This window comes from Streptomyces sp. NPDC001410, from assembly GCF_042895235.1.
Lineage (GTDB): Bacteria > Actinomycetota > Actinomycetes > Streptomycetales > Streptomycetaceae > Streptomyces.
Genome location: NZ_JBIAWE010000008.1, coordinates 401,396 through 425,383 on the forward strand (window position 1 = coordinate 401,396; position 23,988 = coordinate 425,383).

The following is a 23,988-nucleotide window of genomic DNA, read 5'->3' on the forward strand; positions in this document are numbered from 1 at the left end:
CGCCCGGGCGGGACGTCGTTCCTCCGGCGGACATGCCTCGCCCCGCGGCCGATGCGTGGGGGGAAGCCGCGGGGCGAGAGTCGTGCCATGAAACAGGTGCTGGAATTTCTCGGATTCATCGCCCTGATGCAGGGCGTCATGGGCCTGGTGCACGCGTTCACCCACTGGCACGTGGGCCTCGTGCAGCGGATCGGCTTCCTCGACGGCTACGAGGTCTACGCGAGCGTGGCGCTCGTGCTGCTCGCGTTCGCGCTGTTCGCCGTCGCGGACGGCCAGAAGTCCGGCTGAGCGCGGACCGGACCCCGGGCCGGGCGCACCGTTCCCCAGGACCGGACCGTCCGGCTCAGCAGCCGAAGTCGATCAGGTCGAACGTGGCGTAGTGGTCCGAGGTGTAGTAGTCCTCCTGGTACTCCTCACCGGTGACGATGCGCCGGGCACCGCGGGTGGAGGAGCCGGGGGTCTTCACCGTGTACTCGTGGTAGTAGCCGGACGACTGCTTGGGCAGGACGCCTTCACGGTTCGAGAAGACGGTGCCGTCCTGCGAGTACGGGAAGGGACCGCCCTGGTCGATGAGGTCCAGGGTGTCGTACGCCTGCGACGGCAGGTCGCTGTAGCAGATGCTGCCGACGGAGGCAGCGGCGTCCGCCGTGGTGGCGGAGACGGTACCGCCCACGAGGAGGGCGGACAGGAGGGCGGCTGCAGCGCCGATGCGAGTTGCGCGTGGGGGGAATCTCATGGCTCCATGATGACGCGCGTAGACGTTGGCATGTCAACGTCAAAGTTGAAGATTTTCCCGTCAAGTCCGATGAGTTTTCGGGAAGTTAACCTGCCGACCAGGGCTCCACCTCAGGCCTGGGCGTCCTCGGGGAGGGCGTAGGAGCCGTACTCCGGGGCGCCCAGCAGGTCGTACGACTGGATGGAGACGCCCGCGCCGGTGACGCGGCCCCCGGTGTGCCGGAAGCGGGTGGGGACCGCGCCCTCCGTGAACAGCCGGCGGCCGGCGCCGAGGACGACTGGGAAGGTCAGCACGTGCAGGGTGTCGATGAGCCGCAGGTCCAGCAGGGAGCGGACCAGGGCGCCGCTGCCGTGGATCTGCAGTTCGCCGTCCGTGCGCTCCTTCAGGGCCGCGACCTCCTCGGCGAGGTCGCCGCCGATCACGGTGGTGCCGGACCACTCCGGTGCCGTCAGCGTGGACGAGACGACGTACTTCGGGAGGGCGTTCAGCTTCGTGGCGATCGGGTCGGCCGGGTCGGTCATCTTCGGCCAGTAGGAGGCGAAGATGTCGTATGTACGGCGGCCGAGCAGGAAGGCGCCCACGCGGTCGAAGACCTCGGTGACGAACCGGCCGAAGTCGTCGTCGCCGTACGGAAAGCTCCAGCCGCCCTGGTCGAAGCCGCCGCTGGTGTCCTCCTGGGGGCCGCCCGGCGCCTGGTAGACACCGTCGAGGGTGACGAAGACGGTGGAGACGAGCTTGCCCATGGCGGGTGCCTTCTTCCTGGTGCGGGATCTGCTGTCATCACCTCAGACCGTTCCTAGAGACTGAGCGGGAGTGAGTCCTGGTGCCAGGACTGCTGCTCAGCCGCGTGCTCCGAACGGTGTTGGGCACGCTGGTCGCCCGCTTTCGCTCCGCGTCCGGGCGGCACGCATCTGGTGCGTGGTCCGGGAACGCGGGGGCGGGGTCCCTCACGCCTGCGGGTGTCCGGTCCGGCCTGGGCGGTCCGATGCCCGTCTCCATCGCTCTGGTGGGTACGGGGCGGTGTCGTCCGTCGCCGGATCGGGTGCCCGAGGGCGCGTCGTCCGATCGCCACGGCTGCTGCGTCGTGGCGGGTGATCTTGCGAGTCTTCGTGGTCAGGGGCTTTTGCCAGTGCTGCGCGCCCCATCGGGAGGTGTAGGCGGGGTCGACCGCGACGACCGCAACGCCCTGTTCGGCGGCCATCGCGGTGAGCCGGGCCTTCAGCTTCGCGGTGGGGAAGCGGGAGATCAGGCGGCGGAAGCGTTTGTTGCGGCCGTACTTCTCGCGGGACTTGCCGTCGGTGAAGTCGAGGTCCTCGATCGCGATCGCCGCGGCCCCGCACCGGTGGGTGTGGTGCAGCAGCCGGGTCAGGGCGTGCCGGATCTGTGCGTCCCGGTGCGCAGACGTGCCGGACAGGTCGTAGAAGAAGCGCCGGGGCTCGCCGACCGGGTTGCCGTGCACGTCCAACTGCCAGGCGGCGAGGTGGTCGTCGTTCATGTCGATGGCGACCACACCGTGGGCCAGGGCCGCCTCCAGCGGCAACACGGGTACGGGGGTGCGCTGCCAGGATGCGGTCACATACCAGCGGCCACGCAGGACGTCGTGGTGAATGCGATAGGCGACCGCCCTGTTCGCGGTGATCCGGTCCGCCCACTCCACGCCACGGTGCCTGAACGTCGCGGTCGCCTCCAGCACGTACCGGCCGTGCGGCGCATTGGCCAGATGGGTGAGAGCGGCCGGGAGCTTGATCGCGACCTGTCCAGTGTCGGTGATGCGGATGGTCTCGTTGCCGAAGCGTTTGCCGGACTCCCCGTCGGCGGCCAGGAACATCCGCGCCGCCCGCCACCGCTCCCGCCACGCCAGCTCGTCCAGCCCGGCCTCGTAGAGGTGGTGGCGCAGGCGGGCGAGTTGTTTACCGCCGCGCACCACGTGCACCCGGCCCGCCGCCCAGTCCGCCTCCAAGGCCGTCAGCCGGTCCTTGAGTACGTGCATGCGGCGGGACTTGGCATGCCACTCCGCCCGCGAGCCGTATCCGCGCGGCAGCCCGGCTCGCTTGTCCGCCTTGGCCCCCAGGGGCCGGGCCAGCCGGGCCTCGATCCGCGAGATCTGCCCGCGCAGCCACACCAACTCGGCCACCTGGCCACGCCGGGCCAGCGCCCACTGATCGTGCGTGGCCTTGGTGACACTTCCTGCCCACCGGGCCGACGAGACCCCGGACAGACTCCGCTTCCGCACTGCCCAGGAGGAGGCATCGTGAGACAGCCCATGCCGGGAGCGCACCGCGAGATCACCGGCGGCCAGCGAACCGAGGAACACCCCGACCTCGCGCAGCACCATCGCATCCGTCTCCGACACCCGCAGGCGGGCCCGGACCGCCACTCCGGCAGGGGCGGGAACCACGAACGGATCCGCCAACTTCCGCAGCCCGCCCACCCCTCACCCCCACCGGTGCCGAAGATCCCGTCACGGCATCCAACGAGCCCCACCCGCGAAGGTCACCCTTTCGGCACACAAACCCTCGTTCGCTTCCACGGCAAGCCTGTCAACTGGGCCCGGCACCGACGGCGGTACTCGCTCATTCCCGCTAGGCCGCGCGTGAACGCAGTTGTGAGCCAGCAGTTCCAAACCCCCGCACACACCCGCAACTCATCGGTTCAGCCCGTGTGTGTCGAGAACAGTCCGCCGGTCGGGCCCTGCTTGTCGCCGCCCTGGGCCTTCTTCAGGGCGCCCGCAAGGCTCTCGATGGTGAGGGACTGCAGGATCACCCTTCCGTTGCCCTCCAGCGTGGCCAGGGACAGGCCCTCGCCGCCGAAGACGGCGTTCATGATGCCCTGGCGGTTGAGGCCGCCGACGCGCTGGACGCCGTACTGGATGCCCTCCTCGAAGGCGACGACACAGCCGGTGTCCACCTCGATCCGGCCGCCGAAGTCCGCCGGGTTCAGGTCGATGAAGTTGCCCGCGCCCGCGATGATCACCGTGCCGTGCCCGGTGAACTTCTCCAGGATGAAGCCCTCGCCGCCGCTCATGCCCGTACGGCCGCCCTGGAAGGCGATGCCGAACTGGACGCTGGACTCGGCAGCCACGAAGGCGTCCTTCTCGGCGAACCACGCGCGCGTGCCGTCCAGCTCCAGGGCGCGCATCTCACCGGGCAGCACGCCCGCGAAGCCGACCGTGCCCTCGCCGCCCTGGGCGGTGAAGTACTGGAACGCCAGTGACTCGCCGGCCAGCATGCGCTGGCCGACCTGCATGGCGGTGCCCATGGCCTGGCGCAGCATGCCACCCATGCCGCCACCCGAGCCGCTCTGCTGACCACCGTTGCCGTTGCCGCCTGCCGACGGGCCGGACAGGCGGGTCTCCATGGTCACGTTCGTCGTCTTGAACAGAAACTTCCCCGCCTCGCAGTACACGGTCTGGCCGGGGTGCAGGTTGACGACCGCCATCTGCATGGCGTTGCCGACGATCTCTTGCTGAAGGGTCACGCGGGGACAACGCGGGACATGGAGTGAAGAGTTCCGGCGGTGGCCGGATTCGGTGTCCGTTCGCCGCCAGCGGACGGACCTCATGGCCGCTGGGATGGAGGCATGACAGCTCACGGAACTCTGAACGGCAGGGCGGCCCTGGTGACCGGCGGCAGCCGGGGCATCGGGGCGGCGGTCGCCCTGCGGCTCGCGCGCGCGGGTGCGGATGTGGCGGTGACCTACGTGAACGGCAAGGAGGCGGCCGAGGACGTCGTACGGGCCGTGCAGGCGCTGGGGCGCCGGGCGGTGGCCCTGCGTGCCGACTCGGCGGACGCCGACGAGGCGGCGGGCGCGGTGGAGCGTACGGCGGAGGTGTACGGCGGGCTCGACGTGCTGGTGAACAACGTGGGTGTGGGGCTGCTGGGCCCGCTGCACGCGCTCACCCTGGAGGAGGTCGACCTGGTGCTCGCGGTGAACGTGCGCGGAGTCTTCCTGGCCTCCCAGGCGGCGGCCGCGCGGATGCCGGCCGGCGGGCGGATCGTCACGATCGGTACGTGCATGACACAGCGGGTGCCGGGGCCGGGCGGGACGCTGTACGCGACGAGCAAGGCGGCGTTGGTGGGCCTGACGAAGGCGCTCGCGCGGGAGCTGGGGGAACGCGACATCACCGCGAACATCGTCCATCCCGGGCCGACGGACACGGACATGAACCCGGCGTCCGGGCCGTACGCGTCCGCGCAGGCGGCGATGACGGCGCTCGGGCGGTTCGGGACGGCGGAGGAAGTGGCATCCATGGTGGCGTACTTGGCGGGGCCGGAGGCGGCGTACGTCACCGGGGCCGAGTTCGCGGTGGACGGAGGACACGCGGCGTGAGCCGTACCGGACCACGCCCGTCCTGAGAGGACACCTGAGAGGACACGTGGAGCGCACCGGTGCTGTCCCGGCCGGTGCGCCCCACGCGCGCGTGAAGGCGGATCAGCCGCCCAGCTCCTGGTGGCGCGTCGACAGGGCCGTCGCGCCCGCCTCCGTCAGGGTGCCGTACAGCCGCAGGCGGGAGATGCCGCCGTCGGGGAAGATGTCCACGCGCGCGTGCGTGCCGACGGCCGGCTGCGGGAGTACGAAGCGGTGGTTGGTGTCGGGCTGGAGGCGGGTGCGCGGGAGGATCTCGGTCCAGTCGCCGTTCTCGCCGTCCTTGACGGAGACCGACGCCCAGCCGGCGCTGTTGCCCTTCAGGTAGGCCGTGTCGATCTCGATCGCGCGGATCTGGGACTGGGCGGCCAGCCGGTAGCGGATCCAGTCGTTGCCCTGGTCCCGGCGGCGCCGCGTCTCCCAGCCGTCGTCCATCTTGCGGGACCGGCCCGGCTGGATGGTGTTGGTGGCCGGCGAGTAGAAGAGGTTGGAGGCGTCCTCGACCTGACCGCCGTTCTCCAGCGCGACCACGTCGAAGGTGCCCAGGACCGACAGCCACTCGGGGTCGGGTACGACCTCGCCGTACACCCGCAGGCGCGCGATGCCGCCGTCGGGGTGCTGGTTGACGCGCAGGTGGGTGAAGCGCTGTTCGACGGACACGGCGAAGCCGTTCGCGGCGTGGCCGCCCACCGCCGTGCGCGGGACCAGCGTCGTCCACTTCACGTCGTCGGACAGCAGCTCCTCGGGCGACGGGGAGCCGGGCACCGAGGCGCTCTCGACCGACACCGCCTGCGGGTAGTTGCCGCGGAAGTGGGCCGTGTCGACGACGATGCCGCGCACGACACCCGGCGCGCCGAGGCGGACCAGCGCCCAGTCGTGGTCCTCGGCCGTGGGCCAGGGGTGCTCGGCGGAGGCGCCGCGCCGGCGGCGGGTCTCCCAGCCGTCCATGATCTTGCCCTTGTGGCCGAAGTGCTCGGGGTCGAACTCGGCCGCCTCGGGCAGCAGCAGGTTCTCCCGCTGGGCGAAGAACTCGTCGTTGGCGGCGATGACTGCGGCACCGAGCTGCCGGTCGGCGAGGTTGGCGTACTGGGTGAAGGGGAAGTCGGCGGTGCGGTAGTCCGCGTACGGGTCGCCTCCTCCGTAGGGGTTCGCGTCGCCGGTGAAGCACGGTATCGCCGTCACGGTGATCAGGGGTTCCTCTCGGGAGTCGGCGGGATGCGGGTGCGGAGGGTGGCTTACTGGGGGCGGGAGAGCAGTCGGCCCTTCGGCTCGGTGAACTCGCCGTCCGCGACGATGCGCTCGCCGCGCAGCCATGTGGACTTCACGACGCCGTACAGGGTCTTGCCGGCGTACGCGGTGACCCGGTTGCGGTGCTGGAGGCCGGCCGGGTCGACGGTGAAGGTCTCGTCGGGGGCGAGGACGGCGAAGTCGGCGTCACGGCCCGCCTCGATGGCGCCCTTGTCCCGCAGGCCGACCAGGGCCGCCGTTCGCGTGGACATCCAGCGGACCACGTCCTCCAGGCCGTGGCCGCGCCGTCGGGCCTCGGTCCACACGGCCGACAGGCTCAGCTGGAGGCCGGAGATGCCGCCCCAGGCGGTGGCGAAGTCGTCGGTCTTCAGGTCGGCCGTCGAGGGCGAGTGGTCGGTGACGACGCAGTCGATGGTGCCGTCGGCCAGCGCCTGCCAGAGCAGGTCCTGGTTGGCGGACTCACGGATGGGCGGGCAGCACTTGAACTCGCTGGCGCCGTCGGGGACTTCCTCGGCCGTGAGCGTCAGGTAGTGCGGGCAGGTCTCGACCGTGACCCGCACGCCCTCCGCCCGGGCGGCGGCGATCAGCGGCAGCGCGTCGCTGGAGGACAGGTGCAGGATGTGCACACGCGCGCCCAGCCGCCTGGCCTGCGCGACGAGGTTCGCGATGGCCGTGTCCTCGGCGTCGCGCGGCCGGGAGGCGAGGAAGTCGGCGTACTTGGGGCCGCCCTGCTGCGGGGCGGCGGCGAGGTGGTGCGGGTCCTCCGCGTGCACGATCAGCAGGCCGTCGAAACCGGCGATCTCCGCCAGGGACTGGGCCAGCTGCTCCTGGTCGAGGTGCGGGAACTCGTCCACGCCCGACGGCGACAGGAACGCCTTGAAGCCGAAGACCCCGGCGTCGTGCAGCGGGCGCAGGTCCTTGACGTTGCCGGGCAGGGCACCGCCCCAGAAGCCGACGTCGATGTGCGCCTTGTCGACGGCGACCTTCTGCTTCACCCGCAGGTTCTCGACCGTGGTGGTCGGCGGGAGAGAGTTGAGGGGCATGTCGACGAGCGTGGTGATGCCGCCGGCCGCCGCCGCGCGCGTGGCGGTCCAGAAGCCCTCCCACTCGGTGCGGCCCGGGTCGTTGACGTGCACATGGGTGTCGACCAGGCCGGGCAGCAGGACGTGGTCGCCGAAGTCCTCCAGGCGTGCCGTGGCCGGGACCTCGGCGTCGTACGGCAGTACGGCCGTGATCCTGCCTGCGGACACGGTGACCGTGGCGGCCCGCGTCCCTTCCGGAGTGATGACGCGCGTCGAGCGCAGCACCAGTTCAGCGTCGGACACCCGAACCCCTCTCTCTGCCGCCGTTTTACTTCCGAGAAACGGGATTTACACCCACGTAACGGAATTCAACGTTCTGTTGAAGGAGTCTTCACTCCCGCCACCCCGCCGTCAAGAGGCACACTTCTGGACAGCACCCCACGAGTGCCCACTCTGGACGTTTCCACAAAGCGGAATTAGAATTCCGGCAAGCAGAACGTAGCTACGTACGAGCAGGGAGTCAACCGACTGCCGGGTAGGCTTCTGCCCTTCCTGCCAGTCCCGAAAGGAACGTGCCGTGCCGACGTCCAGCGCCAGCACCAACGACGCCGCCAAGTCCTCCGCCAGCGGCGGGGTCCAGTCACTGGAGCGTGCCTTCGATCTGCTCGAGCGGATGGCGGACGCGGGCGGCGAGGTCGGCCTCAGCGAGCTGTCCGCCACCAGCGGGCTGCCGCTGCCCACCATCCACCGCCTCATGCGCACGCTGGTGGCCTGCGGCTACGTACGCCAGCAGCCGAACCGGCGGTACGCGCTCGGCCCGCGGCTGATCCGGCTCGGCGAGTCCGCGTCCCGGCTGCTCGGCACCTGGGCGCGGCCGTACCTCGCCAGGCTGGTCGAGGAGACCGGTGAGACGGCGAACATGGCGCTGCTGGACGGCGACGAGATCGTGTACGTGGCACAGGTGCCGTCGAAGCACTCGATGCGAATGTTCACCGAGGTGGGGCGGCGGGTCCTGCCGCACTCGACCGGCGTGGGCAAGGCGCTGCTGGCGAACGTGCCGGACGACGAGGTGCGCGCACTTCTCTCCCGTACGGGCATGCCGGCCGCGACGGAGAAGACCATCACCACGGCGGACGGGTTCCTGGCCGCACTGGAGGACGTGCGGCGGCTCGGGTACGCCGTGGACGACAACGAGCAGGAGATCGGTGTGCGGTGCCTCGCGGTGTCCGTGCCGGACTCCCCCACGGCGGCCGCGATCTCCATCTCCGGGCCTGCGGGGCGGGTCACGGAGGCGGCGACGGAGAACATCGTGCCGGTGCTGCAGGGGATCGCCGTGGAGCTTTCTCAGGCGCTGGCGAGTTCGGGCGCCTGAGAGAGGGTGACGCGTCGGCGTCGAGGGAAGTTGTCAACGAGGCTTGACGGTGGGCCGGTTCAGCCGCCCTGCCGGTCGCGCGGCGGCTCGCCGAACAGGTCGACCGCGTCCCGGACCCCCGTCAGCCCGCGGGCCAGCGCGCTGACCGAGCCGATCGCGCCGGCGATCAGTAACAGGGACCTGCGCAGGCGCGGTATCTCCGGCATGCCGCCGGTGGCCATCGCGGCCAGGGTGGCCAGCTCGTCCTCGGCTATGCCCCGGTCGGGGAACTCGGACGGGAGCGTCGCGAGTTCGCGGCGCAGCCGGGACACCGCGGTCCGCAGTTCCGCCACTCTCGGATCCTCGTCGCTGCCGGTCACTGGCCTCTGCCCCAAGCTCCGCAACACAGCCCTCCCCCCTGGCACGCCGTCGTGCGCGGGTCAGTAAACGCCACGCCGTCCCGCGGCGCCACAGCGCGGACCGAAATTCAGCCCAAGGAAACCGGCTGCCGCAGCCCGCGTCAGGTATGCAGGACGCATGACGGACAAGCAGGACCATCGTGAGGAGATCGCCGGGCTGCTGCTCGCGGCCGGGGGCGGCAGACGGCTCGGCGGGCGGCCCAAGGCGCTGCTGGAGCACCGGGGGCACCCCCTGGTCGAACACGCGGTCGGAGTGCTGCGGGCGGGCGGATGCGACCGGATCCATATCGTCCTCGGCGCACGGGCGGACGACGTCCGGGAGCGGGCCGAGCTGAGCGGCTGCGTGCTGGTCGACAACCCCGACTGGGCCGAGGGCATGGGCTCCTCCCTGCGCGCCGGACTCGCCTCGCTCGCCGGTACGGGCGTGCGCGCGGCCCTGGTGAGCCTGGTCGACCAGCCGGGGATCGGGCCGGACGCGGTGGCCCGGGTACTCGGCGCGTACGAGGGCGACACCTCGCTGGTCTCGGCCGCCTACGACGGCGTACGCGGGCATCCGGTGCTCTTCGGCGCGGCCCACTGGGCGGGCATCGCGGCGACCGCCACCGGCGACCGCGGTGCGCGCGCCTACCTGAAGGAACACGCCTCGGCGGTCCGTCTCGTGGAGTGCGCGGACGTGGCCGAGCCGTACGACATCGACACGGAAGCCGACCTGAGCCACCTTGAGTGAACGGGGTGGCACCGAGAGCCACCTTTCCTCGACTCAGAGAATCTCGACATCAACAAACCATTGAAGTTCCACGATGAGGAAACTACTATCCACTGTTCAGAAGCGTCCGACCGCACAGTGGGCGCTCACTGTCCTATTCGTGCCACTTGGCACCCGGTGCCACCGCTGAAGGAAGTGACAGCTCATGTCCGCACCAGCGCCGTCCCCGCTGGCCATCGTCGACGCCGAGCCCCTGCCCCGGCAGGAGGAGGTCCTCACCGACGCGGCGCTCGCCTTCGTGGCGGAGCTGCACCAGCGGTTCACCCCGCGCCGTGACGAACTCCTCGCCCGCCGTGCGGAGCGCCGCGCCGAGATCGCCCGCACCTCCACGCTCGACTTCCTCCCGGAGACTGCCGCCGTCCGCGCGGACGACTCCTGGCGGGTCGCCCCGGCCCCGGCCGCGCTGAACGACCGGCGCGTCGAGATCACCGGCCCCACCGACCGCAAGATGACCATCAACGCGCTCAACTCGGGCGCGCGGATCTGGCTCGCCGACTTCGAGGACGCCTCCGCGCCCACCTGGGAGAACGTGGTCCTCGGCCAGGTCAACCTGAGCGACGCCTACACCCGCAACATCGACTTCACGGACGAGCGCACCGGCAAGTCGTACGCCCTGCGCCCGAACGAGGAGCTGGCGACCGTCGTCATGCGCCCGCGCGGCTGGCACCTGAACGAGCGCCACCTCGTCGACGCCGACGGCAAGCCGGTCCCCGGCGCCTTCGTCGACTTCGGCCTGTACTTCTTCCACAACGCCCAGCGTCTGCTGGACCTCGGCAAGGGCCCGTACTTCTACCTGCCCAAGACCGAGTCGCACCTCGAGGCCCGCCTGTGGAACGAGGTGTTCGTCTTCGCGCAGGACTACCTCGGCATCCCGCAGGGCACCATCCGCGCCACCGTCCTGATCGAGACGATCACGGCGGCGTACGAGATGGAGGAGATCCTCTACGAACTGCGCGACCACGCCTCCGGGCTGAACGCCGGCCGCTGGGACTACCTGTTCTCCATCGTGAAGAACTTCCGGGACGGCGGGCCGAAGTTCGTCCTGCCGGACCGCAACGCCGTCACGATGACCGCCCCGTTCATGCGGGCGTACACCGAACTCCTCGTCCGCACCTGCCACAAGCGCGGCGCCCACGCCATCGGCGGCATGGCGGCCTTCATCCCCTCCCGCAAGGACGCCGAGGTCAACAAGGTGGCCTTCGAGAAGGTCCGCGCCGACAAGGACCGTGAGGCGAACGACGGCTTCGACGGCTCCTGGGTCGCCCACCCGGACCTGGTCCCGATCGCCATGGAGTCCTTCGACCGGGTCCTCGGCGACAAGCCGAACCAGAAGGACCGCCTGCGCGAGGACGTCCACGTCGAGGCGGCCGACCTCATCGCGATCGACTCGCTGGCCGCGAAGCCGACCTACAACGGGCTCGTCAACGCCGTCCAGGTCGGCATCCGTTACATCGAGGCCTGGCTGCGCGGCCTCGGCGCGGTCGCCATCTTCAACCTGATGGAGGACGCGGCCACCGCGGAGATCTCCCGCTCCCAGATCTGGCAGTGGATCAACGCGGGCGTCGAGTTCGAGAACGGCGACAGGGCCACCCCGGAGCTGGCCCGCAAGGTCGCCGCCGAGGAACTGGACTCCATCCGCAAGGAGATCGGCGAGGAGGCCTTCGCGGCCGGTCACTGGCAGCAGGCCCACGACCTGCTGCTCCAGGTGTCCCTCGACGACAACTACGCCGACTTCCTCACCCTGCCGGCGTACGAGCAGCTGCGCGGCTGACCCCGCCCACGCCCCCCCGGCACCACCCGGCGCCGGGGGGCGTTCACGTCGACAGCCCGTACCGTCGGCGCTCCTCGGCGGTCAGCGCGCGCAGCTCGTCCGCCGACCGCTGCAGGAGCGCTTCGCAGTGCCGGGTGTCCGTGCCGTCGGGCAACGACCAGGTGTAGCGGCGGTGGTCCTCGCCGACGACGGCGAACGAGCGGCCGTCGCCGGACCAGTGCGCGTCCAGCGGCACCCGGCACTTCAGCCGGGACACCGCCTGGCACTCCCCCGTCTCCGCCCGCCAGAAGGCGACCCACCCGTCCCCAGCGGTCGCGAGCAGACGGCCGTCCGGGGACCACAGGAGTACGGCGGCCTTCCCATAGGTGGCGGCGGAGCGCACCAGGGGTGCGCCGTCGTCGGCACCGCAGATCCGTACGGCCGACTCCCCGTCGAGGAAGGCGAGCCGACGTCCGTCGGGCGACCAGCAGGCCGCGCCGGCGGTGGCCCCCTCGCCCACGGGGATGTCGAGCAGCCGACGGCCGGTCGACGCGTCCCGGACGACCACGGGGCCCTCTCTCTCCGCGGTCACCAGGTTCCGGCCGTCGGGGCCCCAGGCAAGCACTCTGGTCCCGCGCTCGATGTCCTCGGTCCGGGCGACACGGCTCCCGGTCAGGGGATCCCAGACCTCGATGCGATGGGTGGCCGTCACGAAGTCATTGCTGACCGTGGCGAGGAGCGAACCGTCCGGGGACCACAGGACGCGGCCCACCATGTCGTACTCCGTGGACATCGCGGCGGTACAGCGGCCCGAGGCGGGGTCCACGATCTCCACCCGGCCGCCGGCGAAGGAGACCGCCAGCCGGTCCGCCCCCGGCCGCCAGGCGAGCAGCACCGGCTTCGGATCACGAGCCGTGACGACCTTCCGCACTCCGGCGCCGGTGCCGGCCTCCGTCACATGGACGGAATCGCCGCCCTGCACCGTGGCGGCCACCCGCCCCGCTTCCGTAGAAACGCTGCGCAGCATGCCGCCCGGCAGCGGCCGGGGCCGCCACGAGCCGTGATCACCGATCCACACGCCGCTGAACGACGACCGCCAGGCGAAGCAGGTGCTGTCGGCGCGCCAGGCGATCTCCTCGGCGCCCCAGGGGGTACGCAGGCGGCGCAGCAGCATGTGGTCGGCGACCCGCCACACCGTGATCGCCGCGCTCGCTCCCCGGCCGGCGTCGGACACCGCCACGGCCACCATCTCTCCGTCGGGCGACCAGAAGACACCGCCCGCTTCCACCCCGGTGTCCCACTCGTCCAGGACGGTGCCGTCCTCGGCGGCCCTGATCCGCAGGGTCCGGCCGGACGCCTCCGCGGCTCGCCGGCCGTCCGGGGCCCAGCCGAACCACGAGGTGGTGCGGGGGAGTTCGTCGTCCCCCCTGACGATCCGCCAGGCCGGATCGCCGTCCGGAAGCCGTACGACATGCAGTTCGTTCCAGGAGAACAGCGCGAGGAGGGAGCAGTCGGGCGACCACGCCAGCGCCTTGATCGGCGGCGCCTCGTAGGAGTGACGCACCTGCGCGAGCCGTCCCTGCGGAACAGGCGTGAAGTCGATGATGTCGACACCCCTGTTGGCCAGCTGGGCGGCGGCGCGCCAGCCGTCCGGTGACAGCCCGAGCGCCCGGTCCCCGAAGGGACCGGCCGCGCCCGTGGCGGACCAGAACTCGGGAGCGTCGAAGCGCCTTACGGCGAGCATCTCGCGGGTGTCCACCCAGTAGGCGCCCCCGCCGATGCCGGCCCCGCGCAACTCCCCCGACCCCAAAGACTCCTGGCCGACCAGGTCACCGCGAGCCGTCCAGGTGCACAGGTCGCCCTCCGCCCCTATCGTCCGCAGCTGCCCGCTGCCCGGGTCCCAGCCGAGCGCGAGCACCGTCCCCGCGTGCCCGAGTCCGAGGCTGTCGACCACCGGGCCGTGCCCGATCCCCCACAGCGTGAGAGCCACCTTCTCGGTCGCCGTGTACTCCCGTACGGCAGCAGCCGTCAGTGCCAGCGCCAACTGTCGTTCCCCACGCAGTGCGTAGGCCTGCTGTGCCCGCTCGGCGAGATCGTCGGCGCGCTCCTCGGCCGTGGCCTCCTCCCTCGCCCGGGAGGCAGCGACCAGCTCGGCGAGCGCCGCGGAGACGCCGTGCGACCCGGCCAGTTCCCGCGCCTGGGCGAGCCGCTGCCCGTGCAGCAGGTCGTCCGCCGACCGGTCGTTCGCCAGCCAGGCCGCGGCCCGGCGTTCGAGGTCCGTGCTGCGGCGCAGTACGTCCCGGTGACGTTCCGTCAGCTCGTGCAGGCGCGGCCAGTGGCGCAGCAGCGCCTCGTGGACGAGGTCGAAGGCTTCGCCCTCGTCGACGTCCGTGACGAGCCGGGCCTGGCGCAGGTCCTCGACGACCGCCAGTCCTGCCGCGTCCAGGGAGGGGCGGCGCACGGACTGCCGGGAGAAGCCCCGTTCGTCCCAGGCGACGAACCTCAGGAGCACCGACTCCACCAGCTCTTCGGGATGTTCGGCGACGAGCCGCGCGTAGGTACCTTCCGCGTACCGGGCGATGGCCTGGGACAGCGGGCCGGTACGCGTCAGCAGCTCCCGCCCGATGACGTGGTCCGGGCCCGCCGCCTCGTACAGGTCGCGCAGCAACTGGCCGAGCAGGGGCAGGGCGTCGCCCTCGGTGGCCTCGACCACCAGGTCGTCCACCACCTCCTCGGCGATGTCCGCGCCCGCGGCCCGCGCGGGTCCCGCGATGACGGCCCTGGTCTGCCGCGAGGTGAGCGTCCCGAGCGGGAACCGGGTGCGCAGGAGGTCGTCGTACCGCACCGGCGCGGGGTCGTGCAGGAAGGCGGACGGCAGGGTGAGGACGAGGTGCAGCTGCGGGTGTGCGTGCACCAGCGCCCGTAACGCCCCCAGAAACAGCTCGCGTTCGGCGGGCGAGGTCATGCGGACGATGTCCTCGAACTGGTCGATCGCGAGGACGATCCGCGCCCGGTGCCCCTGCGCCGCTCGCAGAGCGGCCAGACACGTCGTCAGGACGCCTCCGTCCGCGGCCTCTTGGCGCAGCTCGCGCGCGAGGCGTACGACCGTGTCGTCCTGTCGTTCCGCCGCGCGCGGTGTCAGGGCCTGCGCCAGAGCGAGGAAGGGGCTGGACCCGAGTCGGAGCGGGCCGAGGACCGCCCAGCGGCGGCGCCTGAGTTCCGGCAGGACGCCCGCCGCGACGAAGGAGGACTTGCCGCAGCCGGACGGGCCGACCACGGTGAGCACGCGCTGCGCGGCCGAGCGGGCGGCGGTCAGCGCACGCACCGCGTCCCGGATCTCGTCCTCGCGGCCGAAGAAGACGTCCGCACGGTCCTCGGCGAAGGCCTCCAGGCCGGGGTACGGGCTGTCGTCCCGCGTCCAGGGCACCCGGCGCCGCTCCCGCCACCGCTGCCCGAGTTCCCAGGCGACCACGGCCGTGACGCCGACCGGAAGCCATACGACGGCGTAGCGGTTCACCGCGCGCAGCGGTCCCCACCAGCCGTCCGGGTCCGCGGTGAGGAGGTTGGTGCCGACGCCGAAGACCAGTCCGAGAAGCAGCGACGTGAGGTCGAGGCTCGTCCTCCGGTTGCCCTTCACCGGACACCGGTCGCCGGACGAGCCGATAGGCCGCGCGCTGGACGGGCCGATAAGCCGGTCGCCGGACAGGCCGATATGCCGGTCCCCGGCCGAACCAGTGTCACTGGGCCCAATGTCACTCGGCGGCCCTGTCCGAGTGGCCCAGCGGCTTCCCCGGGGCCACGAGGTCGCGGACCAGGCGCTTGACCGCCGTGGGCTCCGGGAAGCCCTGTTCGCGGCGGTCCCAGACGACCTCGTCGTTCACGCGGACGACGAAGACGCCCCCGGTGCCGGGCTTGAGCGACAGCTCGGTCAGCTCGGTCTCGAAGGTGGTGAGCAGCTCCTGCGCCAGCCAGGCCGCACGCGGCAGCCAGCGGCACTGGGTGCAGTACTCGATCTGGACGCGGTGGGTCATCCGAGGTGCACCGACCAATCCTGTTCCGCCCCCGGCTTGCCGTGCAGGTCGGGGACCCGCTTGAGCCAGGCCGGGCGGCCCTGCTGGGTCTTCGCCGCGCGGGCGGCCTCCTCGGCCGCGAGTTCCTCACGGCTCGGGAAGTCGGTGGGCAGCCACTCCCGGGACAGCCGTACGCGCGCGAGGAGGTAGTCGACATAGGCGGCCCGGACGTCGTCGGGCGTGGCGAACCCGGCGTCCTCGGCCAGCCAGCGGTCCGGCACCTCGGCGACGACGGCCCGCAGCAGCTCCTCGGTCACGCGGGGGGCCAGTTCGGCGTCGGCGGCCCGGACGTCGGGGCCGTAGTGGCCGAGGGCGTGGTGGCGGAAGTCGTACTTCTTGCCCGGGGTCGTGGTGTCCCAGCGGTGGTGGAAGACGAGCGCGGCGCCGTGGTCGATGAGCCACAGGCGCGCGGGCGCGGTGCCGAACGTCGGCCAGACCATCAGGTTGGAGCTGTGCACCGTACGGTCCACGTTGACGGTCAGGGCGTCGAGCCAGACGATCCGGCCGGCCTCAAGAGGGTTCACCGGGAAAGTCTTCGCGATCTCCGGGGTGAAGTCCTTCGCCCCCGACAGGTAGTCCATCCCCAGGTTGACGCCCGCGCTGGCGTCGTGCAGATCGCGCACCTCCTGGTGCGGCTCGCCGGCGGCGATGGCCGGGTCGAAGTGGACGAGGACCAGTTCGGGGAAGCGCAGGCCGAGCGCGCGGGCGAGTTCACCGACGATCACCTCGGCGACCAGCGCCTTGTGGCCCTGTGCCGAGCCGGTGAACTTCACGACGTACGTGCCGAGGTCGTCGGCCTCGACGACTCCGGGCACGGAGCCGCCGGACCTCAGGGGGGTCACATAGCGAACGGCAGTCACATCGCGCAGCACACCGGCCAGGGTAAGGCAGGGCGGGATCCAGCCGTCGGCGTGGATTCCAGGGCCGCGTGATCGCCGGGCTGGCAGCATGGTCCCGCGCGGCGCACCGGACCGGCGTCGCGGACGACGGAGGGGACGCCGAATGCGTGGTGGCAGGGTCGCGGTCGTGGGCGGGAGCATCGCGGGCTGCGCGGCGGCGCTCGCGCTGGGGCGGGGCGGGACCGAGACGATCACGGTGTACGAGCGCGCGTCGGGCCGCCTGGCCGACCGCGGCGTCGGGCTCGCCGTGCACAACGCCCGCTACGCGGAGCTGGAGGCGGCCGGCCATCTCGACGCCTCGATGCCGTGGGTGCGGATGGTCCGCCGCCGCTGGTACGTCCGCGACGACGCGGCGGCGAACGGCCCGCTGGGCCGCGTGATCGCCGTGATGCCCTTCCCGTTCCGCACCTACACCTGGGGCTCGCTCTGGCACGAGCTGCGCCGCCGGGTGCCCGGGACGGCGGACTTCCGTCCCGGCTCGGCCGTAGAAGCGGTTGAGGTGACACCGGAAGGCGCCGAGGTGCACGCGAGCGGGCGCACCGAGCGATACGACGTGGTGATCGGCGCGGACGGCTACCGCTCCACGGTGCGTGCGGCCGTGTACCCCGACGTCCGCTCCGGGTACGCCGGATACCTCGCCTGGCGCGGCGCCTACCCGTCGGCCCGGCTGCGCGACCCGGAGCTGTGGGCCGAGGACGAGTGCGCGTACGTCGTCTTCGAGGGCGGCCATCTCATCGTGTACCGGATCCCGGACGGGACAGCCGGCGGCCACCGGGTCAACTGGGTCCTGTACACCGCCCCGCCGCCCGGCCTCGACCAGGGCATGGAGACCCCCACGAGCCTGCCTCCGGGCACGGCGGGCGACGGACTGCGCGCCCATCTGGCGTACGTCGCCGCCGATTTGCTGCCTCCCTACTGGGGCGACCTGGTGCGGGAGACGACCCACGACGAGCTGTTCCTGCAGCCCATGTACGACTTCACGGCGCCTCGCTACGCGGTGGGCCGTGCCCTGCTCATGGGCGACGCGGCCGCGGTGGCACGACCGCACACCGGCGCGGGTGCCGTCAAGGCGCTGCAGGACGCCACAGTCCTGGAGTCGGCCCTGACGTCGACGACCACCTGGCCCGAGGCCCTGGCCGCGTACGACGCCGAGCGGGCGCCCGCCGGCCGGGTCATGGTCGACCTGGGGCGACGGCTCGGTCGGGCCCTCGTCCAGGAGACCCCGAGCTGGCGGACGCTCGACCAGACGGGCCTGGAGACCTGGTGGAAGCAGGCGGACGGGACGGGGGCGTTCGGGGGGCGGGAGCTGAAGGGCTAGGAGGTGTCCCGAGGCGGTGTCCCGCGTCTCCGCCAGGACCCGCCGGACAGAACCTAGCCCCTTTCGGCCAACGGGTTCGGCAGCGGCAGGTAGCGGGCGTCCGCGCCGTCCGCGGCTGTCCAGCGCAGCAGCAGGTTGGTCTTGCCGGGCAGGGTCGGCGAGGTGAGCAGGGCCGGGATCTCGGGCAGGCCGTGGCGGGCGAGTTCGCGGCGGGCGGCGGGCCAGGGGTCGAGGCCGGGGTGGTGTTCGGCGAGGGCGGCGGCGATCTCGCTGAGGTGGTTGACGACCAGGCAGTAGACGAGCCGCTCCCAGCCCGCGGCCCGGGGCACGTCCGGCACGACCTTGGCACCCTCGGCGTCCCGGAACAGCGCCTGCACCGGCGTGCCGGCCGCATCCACGCCGACCAGGGTGTTCTGCAGATGCGCCTCGATCACGACCCCGTGGGCGTCGAACGCCGTGAGGGCGGGCGGGACCACCTGCCGCAGGTACGCCTCCCACCAGGCGTCCGGATCGGCCGTGGCGGCCAGCGGGCTGCCCTCGAAGCCCTCGGCGAGCCCGGCCGCGAGCAGCGGGGTCGTACCCGGCAGCAGGTGGCTGCGCAGCCCGTCCCGCACCAGCACGGCCAGTTCCTCGAAGGCGAAGGCGGCGGTGCGGTACCCGCGGTCGCTCAGCCAGTCCGCGGGCGGGCCCATGGCGGCGAAGGCGGCGGTGGCGGCCGAGTCGGTGCGGCGCAGTTTCAGCAGGTCGTGGCGCCAGAGCCGACGGATGTCGTTGGTGATGCGCACGTCGAGGCTGAACTTCAGGAACAGGTCGCGCCGGGGCTCGTACACCGTACGGATCGCCGCCGTGGGCCAGGCGTCGAAGGCAGTACCGAGCCGGACCAGGCGGCCGTCGGCGAAGGCCGGGGCGAGGTCACGCGCGACGAGGTCGAGCTGCCAGGGGTGGGCTGGCAACAGCCGGTAGCCGGGCGGGGCCGTGCCGAGGGCGTCCAGGGCGCGGGTGTCGCCCTCCTCGGCCACCTGGTCCTCGCGGACACCGAGCAGCACCAGCGGGAAGTGCGCGTGGGCCTCGGGGGCGTACGGCAGCCACGCCGCCACCGGACCGCCGCCGCGCGCCTTGGGAGCCGGGTGGTAGGGGTGGCCGGTGATCAGGGACTGCTCGGAGCGCAGGTACGGATCCTCGGGCGCCGTCGCCCCGGCACGGGCGGTGAGCAGGGCGGCGACCGCGTCCCGACTGTCGATCATCTCGGTGGGCAGGTCGCCGTTGGACAGCCCGGTGTGCCGGCGCAGCTCCTCGGCGACGAGTTTGACCAGTTCGGAGTGGCCGAGCCGGTGCCAGTCCCCGGCCGCCTGGACCTCGGGGTCGGCGGGCCGCCGCCCGGGCCGCACCCGCAGCAGCCGGCCGGTGCCGGGCAGCCGGAAGACCGGCCGTGGCCCGGCGGCCGGGTACGGCTCGGCGACCTCTCGCAGCAGGCAGTTGAGCAGGGGGGCGGCCGCGTAGGCGTCGGCGCGATGTCCGACGGTGTCGGCGGGAGGCTTGAGGTCCACGCGATCCATTCGTTCTTCGTCCTGGGCCCGAGCGATCAGTATGAATGCCGTCCACGACAATCGTGCCCTGAGCTGCCTGTAGCCGAGGAGCCCCGAAGCCGCCAGACGACCATGCGGGGGCGTGCGGTTATCCGCGCTCGGTGGTTTCCTCCAGCTGCATCCACTGAACGTTCACCTGGGGGGTTGGGTGGCTGGGTGGCTGGTGTCCGTGAGGCTGTTGCTTTGTCCGGGGCCCGGGTGATCGGTATGAATGCCGTCCGTGACAATCGTGCCCTGAGCTGCCCGTACCCGAGGAGCCCCCCTTGTACCTCTCCCCCACCGCCGAGGCCGACGTCGCCGAGGAGCTGGCCGTCGTCCGGCCCGGCGTGCTGGCTCGGTACAGGGCCGAGCTGCCGGGTGCCCGGGCGGCGGTGCTGACGCGGCTGTGGCGGGGGCTCGCGCATGAGCCGCTGCCGTGGGTCACCGGGCGGGTCCGGGGGGCGCACGGTCTGGCTCTGCGGCTGGCCGACGGGCGGACCCTGCACGGCCCGCACGCGGACCCGTACGCGACCGGCGGGTACGTCACCGCCGTCCGTCTGAACCGGGAGCGGTACGACGATCCGGCGCGCCTGATGAGCGACCTCGCGGTGCCGCACGCGGCGGGCTTCGCGATGGAGCTCGGGCACAGTGTGGCCTCGTTGGCGCTGTCCCGGGCCGGTGCGGATCGTCCGAAGGAGTGGCCCGAGCGGGACTGGGAGTGGGAGCAGCGGGTGGTGGACGGGCATCCGTTCCACCCCAACTGCCGTTCCCGGCCGGGTTTCTCGGTGGCGGACCAGCTGGCGTACGGTCCGGAGCACCGGCCGGTGGTCGGTCTCGGCACGATCGCCGTACCGGCCGCCGAGTGCCTGGTGTCCGGGGACTGGCCGGAGGAACTGCGGGACGGGGAGCGCCTGTTGCTGCCGGTGCACCCCTGGCAGGCGGCCCATGTGCTCAAGCGGTCGTACGACCCCTGGCGTCCCGCGCATCCGCTGATGTCCCTGCGCACGTTCACGCTGCCCGGCGGCCCGCATGTGAAGACCGCCCTGAGCGCTCGGCTGACCTCCTCGGTGCGGGACATCTCCACGTACTCCGTCGCGGCGGCCGCGGCCCTGTCGGCCCTCGCCACGGATGTCGCCGCGCGCACGGACGGGCTGCTGCACATGACCCGCACCCTGGGCGCGGCGACGGCCCACTCGCCCGATCTGGCCGCGCTGCTGCGGGAGTCGCCGGAGATGTATGCGGGCCCGGGCGAGCGGGTGGTGCCGGTGGCGGCGCTGCCCACCACCGCCCTTCCGGACTCCCCGGCCTGGCTGGCCGAGTTCGCCCGCCTGGCCCTCACGGTCGGTCTGCGCCTGCTGGACCTCGGGATGGCCCTGGAAGCTCACGGGCAGAATCTGCTCGTGGTCCTCGCCGCGGACAACTCGCCGCTCCGTCTTGTCTACCGCGACCTCGCCGACATCCGTATCAGCCCGGCCCGCCTGGCCGGTCACGGCATCGCCGCGCCGCCGCTGACAGGCAGGCTGATCACGGACGACGTGACGACCCTGCGCCGTAAGCTGTTCGGCTCGCTGGTGGCGGGCGCGCTCGCCGGCACGGCGGGCTCGGGGTCCGCCCTGGGCGCGGCCCTGGCGGCCGCCCTGCCGGACCTGCCCCGGACCCCCGACCTGGCGGCCCTGCGCGAAGGCCCGTTGCCCACGAAGGCGCTGACGCTGATGCGGCTGTCCCCGAACACCCCGGGCGACCAGTGGACCTCGTTGCCGAACCCGCTCGTTTTGGAGCCCGGCGCCTCTGATCAATAGGATCCGCCGATGATCAGAAGACAACGGCTGGCGGCAGGCGTCTGCGCTCTGCTCGCCGCCCTGACGGCCGGGCTCGCCGTCCCGTCCACGGCAGTGGCCGACGAGACGGAACAGGCCGCTCCGAAGGTCGAACTCGTACTGGACGTCAGCGGTTCCATGCGGACGCGGGACATCGACGGCGGCTCCCGGATGTCCGCCGCGAAGCAGGCGTTCAACGAGGTGCTCGACGCGACGCCGAAGGAGGTCCAGCTCGGCATCCGCACGCTGGGCGCCAACTACCGCGGCAACGACCGCATAACCGGCTGCAAGGACACCGCGCAGCTCTACCCGGTCGGCCCGCTGGACCGGACCGAGGCGAAGACCGCGGTGGCCACGCTGGCGCCGACCGGGTGGACGCCGATCGGCCCCGCGCTGCAGAAGGCGGCCGCCGACCTCGACGGCGGTGACGGCACCCGCCGTATCGTCCTGATCAGCGACGGCGAGGACACCTGCCAGCCGCTCGACCCGTGCGAGGTGGCCCGCGAGATCGCCGCCAAGGGCATCGGGCTGACCATCGACACCCTCGGCCTGGTGCCGGACGCCAAGACCCGCGACCAGCTCAGCTGCATCGCGGACGCGACCGGCGGCACGTACACCGACGTGCGGCACAAGGAAGAACTCAGCGACCGGGTCGGGCAGTTGGTCGACCGGGCCGCCGATCCGGTGGTGACGCCGGTGGCGACCGAGGGCGCGAACGAGTGCGCGAAGGCGCCGTCGCTCAAGTCCGGGCTGTACACCGACCGTGCGGAGTTCGGTCAGCAGCGCTGGTACAAGGTGGACGTCAACCCCGGCCAGGAGCTGCGCGCCTCGGTGAGCGTGGCGGACGACCGGGCCGTCAACCCGAACTACGGGGTGCTGCTGCGGGCGGTGACCGTACACGACCGGGAGATCGTGCGCGGTGAGGCCGCGGGCACCGGCCGTACGGACATGATCTCGACCGGTCTGCGCTACCCGAAGCCGGAGAGCGACGACGACACCGCCACCGACACCGCCGAGACCGTGTGCCTCCAGGTCACCAACTCCTTCTCGGCCGCCGCGGGCGTCAAGACCTCCCCGGGTCTGCCGCTGGAGCTGACCGTCGACGTCGTGGACGGTCCGAGCAAGGCGAGCGACGTGGCCTCCTTCGGCCTCGGGCGCGGCTGGTGGCTGCTCGGCGCACTGGTACTGGCCGGGTTCATCGCCGGTCTGCTGTGGGGCTGGCTGTCGCGCTGGCGGGTCGCGGTCTGGAGGACGAACTGATGCGTATCACGCGAGTACTGGGCGCGGCGCTGCTGGCGCTGGGCCTGGCCGCCGGACCTGCGGCCGCCGACTCCTCCCCGACAGCGTCTCCGTCGAGTCCCACGGACGACGGCAAGGCGCCCACCCAGGCGGGCACGTCGTTCCGTACGGCGACCGAGATCGAGCAGGGGCAGCGAGCCACCGCGTCCGCTTCCACCGGCGACTACCTGTACTGGTCGTTCCCCGCGGACGCCGGGCAGCGCCCGACCGTCAAGGCGACCGTGAAGCTGCCCGAGACGCACGGGGCGCAGACCTGGCAGATCGACGTGTACGACGGTCTGCGGCGCCGCCAGTCCTGCCAGTACGGTGCGGCGACCCGCACCGCCGCGCAGGGGGCGTCCTCGGTCGAGCTGGCCTGTGTGCTGCGCACGGTGCGCGCCTGGTCGGAGGCTTGGGCCAACGACCCGCTGCCGGGCACGTACTACGTCCGGCTGACCGTGGTGAACCTCGGGTCCTCCGACCTGGGTCAGCCGGTGAGCGCCGAGGTGCGCGTCGACTCCAAGGACATCGGCGGCGCGGCGGCCGTGGACGGCTCGCTGGCCGAGCCGCTCGTGCCGGGCGTGGCCGTCAAGTCCCAGGCGAAGGAGGACGACTCGAAGGCAGCCGTCCTGTCGAGCCTCGAGCCCGACGACGGCTGGTCCTCCGGCTGGTGGTCCGACCGCTGGGTGTGGACCGCGGTGGGCGGGCTGCTCGCCGCGCTCGCTGGCATCGGCGGATACGCGCTCACACGCGGCTCGGGACGACCGTCCCGGGTGCCGCCGAGCGCCTGACGGTGACGTAGCTGAAGGCCCGCCTGTCGGCGGGCCTTCACCTTTCCCAACCGCCCTCCCGACTCGGTCGGCCGAAGAGCCGTGGCCCGGGGCGGCCGACGGCACGGCGTACGAGCGTCCACCGCCCGGCCCGCCGTCGCACGGCGGGTTGCCGGAGGGTGGCTGACTGCCGGAGGATGGCGGGCGTCCGGAGGGTGGCGGACTGCCAGAGCGCGGCCGACTGCGGGAAGGTGGCGGCCTGCCAGAGGGTGGCGAGCTGCCGGAACGCGGCCAGCTCCCAGAGCGCAGCGAGCTGCTGGAAGGTGGAGCGCTGCCAGAGGGTGGCGAGCTGCCGGAACCGCGCCGACCGCCCGAGCGCAGCCGGCTGCCGGAAGGTGGCGCACTGCAGAGGGTGGCGCGCTGCCGGACCGCCGCCGACCGCCGGAACGCGACCGACCGCCAGAACGCAGCCAACTACCCGAGGATGGCCAGCCGCCAGAGCACAGCAAGCTGCCAGAGCGCCGCCGACCGCCGGAACGCGACCGACCGCCAGAACGCAGCCAACTACCCGAGGATGGCCAGCCGCCAGAGCACAGCAAGCTGCCAGAGCGCCG

20 protein-coding genes are annotated in these 23,988 nt (G+C 72.2%); 9 read left to right on the top strand and 11 right to left on the bottom strand.

Going from position 1 to position 23,988, the window contains the following annotated elements:
- The first annotated feature begins 87 nt into the window (after positions 1–87).
- Entirely contained in the window at positions 88–288 is a 201-nt protein-coding gene (locus tag ACFY3C_RS20115) for a hypothetical protein (RefSeq protein ID WP_390771700.1), read from the top strand.
- Positions 289–343: 55 nt separating this feature from the next.
- On the opposite strand, the gene ACFY3C_RS20120 is transcribed toward ACFY3C_RS20115, so the two are convergent.
- The 4 genes from ACFY3C_RS20120 to ACFY3C_RS20135 all read right to left on the bottom strand — a co-directional run bounded on the left by ACFY3C_RS20120 (position 344) and on the right by ACFY3C_RS20135 (position 4,213).
- Positions 344–736, bottom strand: a complete 393-nt coding sequence (locus ACFY3C_RS20120) for a ribonuclease domain-containing protein (RefSeq protein WP_386576261.1) — start codon at positions 734–736, stop codon at positions 344–346.
- 110 nt (positions 737–846) lie between these two features.
- Positions 847–1,479 (bottom strand): dihydrofolate reductase family protein, encoded by a 633-nt coding sequence (locus ACFY3C_RS20125; protein ID WP_390771701.1) that lies wholly within the window; start codon positions 1,477–1,479, stop codon positions 847–849.
- A gap of 53 nt (positions 1,480–1,532) precedes the next feature.
- Positions 1,533–3,071, bottom strand: a complete 1,539-nt coding sequence (locus ACFY3C_RS20130) for an IS200/IS605 family accessory protein TnpB-related protein (RefSeq protein ID WP_390771754.1) — start codon at positions 3,069–3,071, stop codon at positions 1,533–1,535.
- A 317-nt stretch (positions 3,072–3,388) separates the two neighbouring features.
- Complete coding sequence (locus ACFY3C_RS20135; protein ID WP_390771702.1) at positions 3,389–4,213, bottom strand: AIM24 family protein; 825 nt, start codon at positions 4,211–4,213, stop codon at positions 3,389–3,391.
- Positions 4,214–4,315: 102 nt separating this feature from the next.
- Between ACFY3C_RS20135 and ACFY3C_RS20140 the strand changes: the two genes are divergently transcribed.
- The gene (locus ACFY3C_RS20140) at positions 4,316–5,065 is read left to right on the top strand and encodes an SDR family oxidoreductase (RefSeq protein ID WP_386576265.1); all 750 of its coding nucleotides are present in this window, start codon (positions 4,316–4,318) and stop codon (positions 5,063–5,065) included.
- Between the two features lie 102 nt (positions 5,066–5,167).
- Here ACFY3C_RS20140 and alc read toward each other — a convergent pair whose 3' ends face one another.
- Together alc and allB are read right to left on the bottom strand one after the other, a co-directional pair.
- Positions 5,168–6,283, bottom strand: a complete 1,116-nt coding sequence (alc, locus tag ACFY3C_RS20145; RefSeq protein ID WP_390771703.1) for an allantoicase — start codon at positions 6,281–6,283, stop codon at positions 5,168–5,170.
- Between the two features lie 53 nt (positions 6,284–6,336).
- The gene (allB, locus tag ACFY3C_RS20150; protein WP_390771704.1) at positions 6,337–7,674 is read right to left on the bottom strand and encodes an allantoinase AllB; all 1,338 of its coding nucleotides are present in this window, start codon (positions 7,672–7,674) and stop codon (positions 6,337–6,339) included.
- A gap of 274 nt (positions 7,675–7,948) precedes the next feature.
- Here allB and ACFY3C_RS20155 point away from each other — a divergent pair, with 274 nt between their 5' ends.
- Positions 7,949–8,743 (top strand): IclR family transcriptional regulator, encoded by a 795-nt coding sequence (locus ACFY3C_RS20155; RefSeq protein ID WP_389170917.1) that lies wholly within the window; start codon positions 7,949–7,951, stop codon positions 8,741–8,743.
- 59 nt (positions 8,744–8,802) lie between these two features.
- On the opposite strand, the gene ACFY3C_RS20160 is transcribed toward ACFY3C_RS20155, so the two are convergent.
- On the bottom strand, positions 8,803–9,129 hold the full coding sequence (locus ACFY3C_RS20160; RefSeq protein WP_390771705.1) for a DUF5955 family protein: 327 nt from the start codon (positions 9,127–9,129) through the stop codon (positions 8,803–8,805).
- 130 nt (positions 9,130–9,259) lie between these two features.
- Between ACFY3C_RS20160 and ACFY3C_RS20165 the strand changes: the two genes are divergently transcribed.
- Together ACFY3C_RS20165 and aceB are read left to right on the top strand one after the other, a co-directional pair.
- Complete coding sequence (locus ACFY3C_RS20165; protein ID WP_390771706.1) at positions 9,260–9,868, top strand: NTP transferase domain-containing protein; 609 nt, start codon at positions 9,260–9,262, stop codon at positions 9,866–9,868.
- Positions 9,869–10,052: 184 nt separating this feature from the next.
- Entirely contained in the window at positions 10,053–11,678 is a 1,626-nt protein-coding gene (aceB, locus tag ACFY3C_RS20170; RefSeq protein WP_390771707.1) for a malate synthase A, read from the top strand.
- 43 nt (positions 11,679–11,721) lie between these two features.
- On the opposite strand, the gene ACFY3C_RS20175 is transcribed toward aceB, so the two are convergent.
- The 3 genes from ACFY3C_RS20175 to ACFY3C_RS20185 form a co-directional block, all read right to left on the bottom strand.
- Positions 11,722–15,294, bottom strand: a complete 3,573-nt coding sequence (locus ACFY3C_RS20175; RefSeq protein WP_390771708.1) for an AAA family ATPase — start codon at positions 15,292–15,294, stop codon at positions 11,722–11,724.
- Positions 15,295–15,409: 115 nt separating this feature from the next.
- Complete coding sequence (locus tag ACFY3C_RS20180; protein ID WP_389170903.1) at positions 15,410–15,688, bottom strand: SelT/SelW/SelH family protein; 279 nt, start codon at positions 15,686–15,688, stop codon at positions 15,410–15,412.
- Positions 15,685–16,599: a HipA family kinase gene (locus tag ACFY3C_RS20185; RefSeq protein ID WP_390771709.1), complete on the bottom strand. Its 915-nt coding sequence runs from the start codon at positions 16,597–16,599 to the stop codon at positions 15,685–15,687. The genes ACFY3C_RS20180 and ACFY3C_RS20185 overlap by 4 nt, the downstream gene beginning before the upstream one ends.
- 130 nt (positions 16,600–16,729) lie before the next feature.
- On the opposite strand from ACFY3C_RS20185, the gene ACFY3C_RS20190 reads away from it, so the two are divergent.
- On the top strand, positions 16,730–17,944 hold the full coding sequence (locus ACFY3C_RS20190) for an FAD-dependent monooxygenase (RefSeq protein ID WP_390771710.1): 1,215 nt from the start codon (positions 16,730–16,732) through the stop codon (positions 17,942–17,944).
- Positions 17,945–17,997: 53 nt separating this feature from the next.
- Here the strand turns inward: ACFY3C_RS20190 and ACFY3C_RS20195 are convergent, their stop codons facing one another.
- Positions 17,998–19,500 carry an IucA/IucC family protein gene (locus tag ACFY3C_RS20195; RefSeq protein ID WP_390771711.1) on the bottom strand — a complete coding sequence of 501 codons (1,503 nt, stop codon included), beginning with the start codon at positions 19,498–19,500 and terminating at the stop codon, positions 17,998–18,000.
- A gap of 293 nt (positions 19,501–19,793) precedes the next feature.
- Between ACFY3C_RS20195 and ACFY3C_RS20200 the strand changes: the two genes are divergently transcribed.
- Genes ACFY3C_RS20200 through ACFY3C_RS20210 form a run of 3 tightly spaced genes read left to right on the top strand, consistent with a single transcriptional unit; the run spans position 19,794 to position 23,395 of the window.
- Positions 19,794–21,308, top strand: a complete 1,515-nt coding sequence (locus ACFY3C_RS20200; protein WP_390771712.1) for an IucA/IucC family protein — start codon at positions 19,794–19,796, stop codon at positions 21,306–21,308.
- Between the two features lie 9 nt (positions 21,309–21,317).
- Positions 21,318–22,586 carry a VWA domain-containing protein gene (locus ACFY3C_RS20205; RefSeq protein WP_390771713.1) on the top strand — a complete coding sequence of 423 codons (1,269 nt, stop codon included), beginning with the start codon at positions 21,318–21,320 and terminating at the stop codon, positions 22,584–22,586.
- The gene (locus ACFY3C_RS20210) at positions 22,586–23,395 is read left to right on the top strand and encodes a hypothetical protein (RefSeq protein ID WP_390771714.1); all 810 of its coding nucleotides are present in this window, start codon (positions 22,586–22,588) and stop codon (positions 23,393–23,395) included. Before ACFY3C_RS20205 ends, ACFY3C_RS20210 begins: the two co-directional genes overlap by 1 nt.
- The last annotated feature ends 593 nt before the right edge of the window (positions 23,396–23,988 follow it).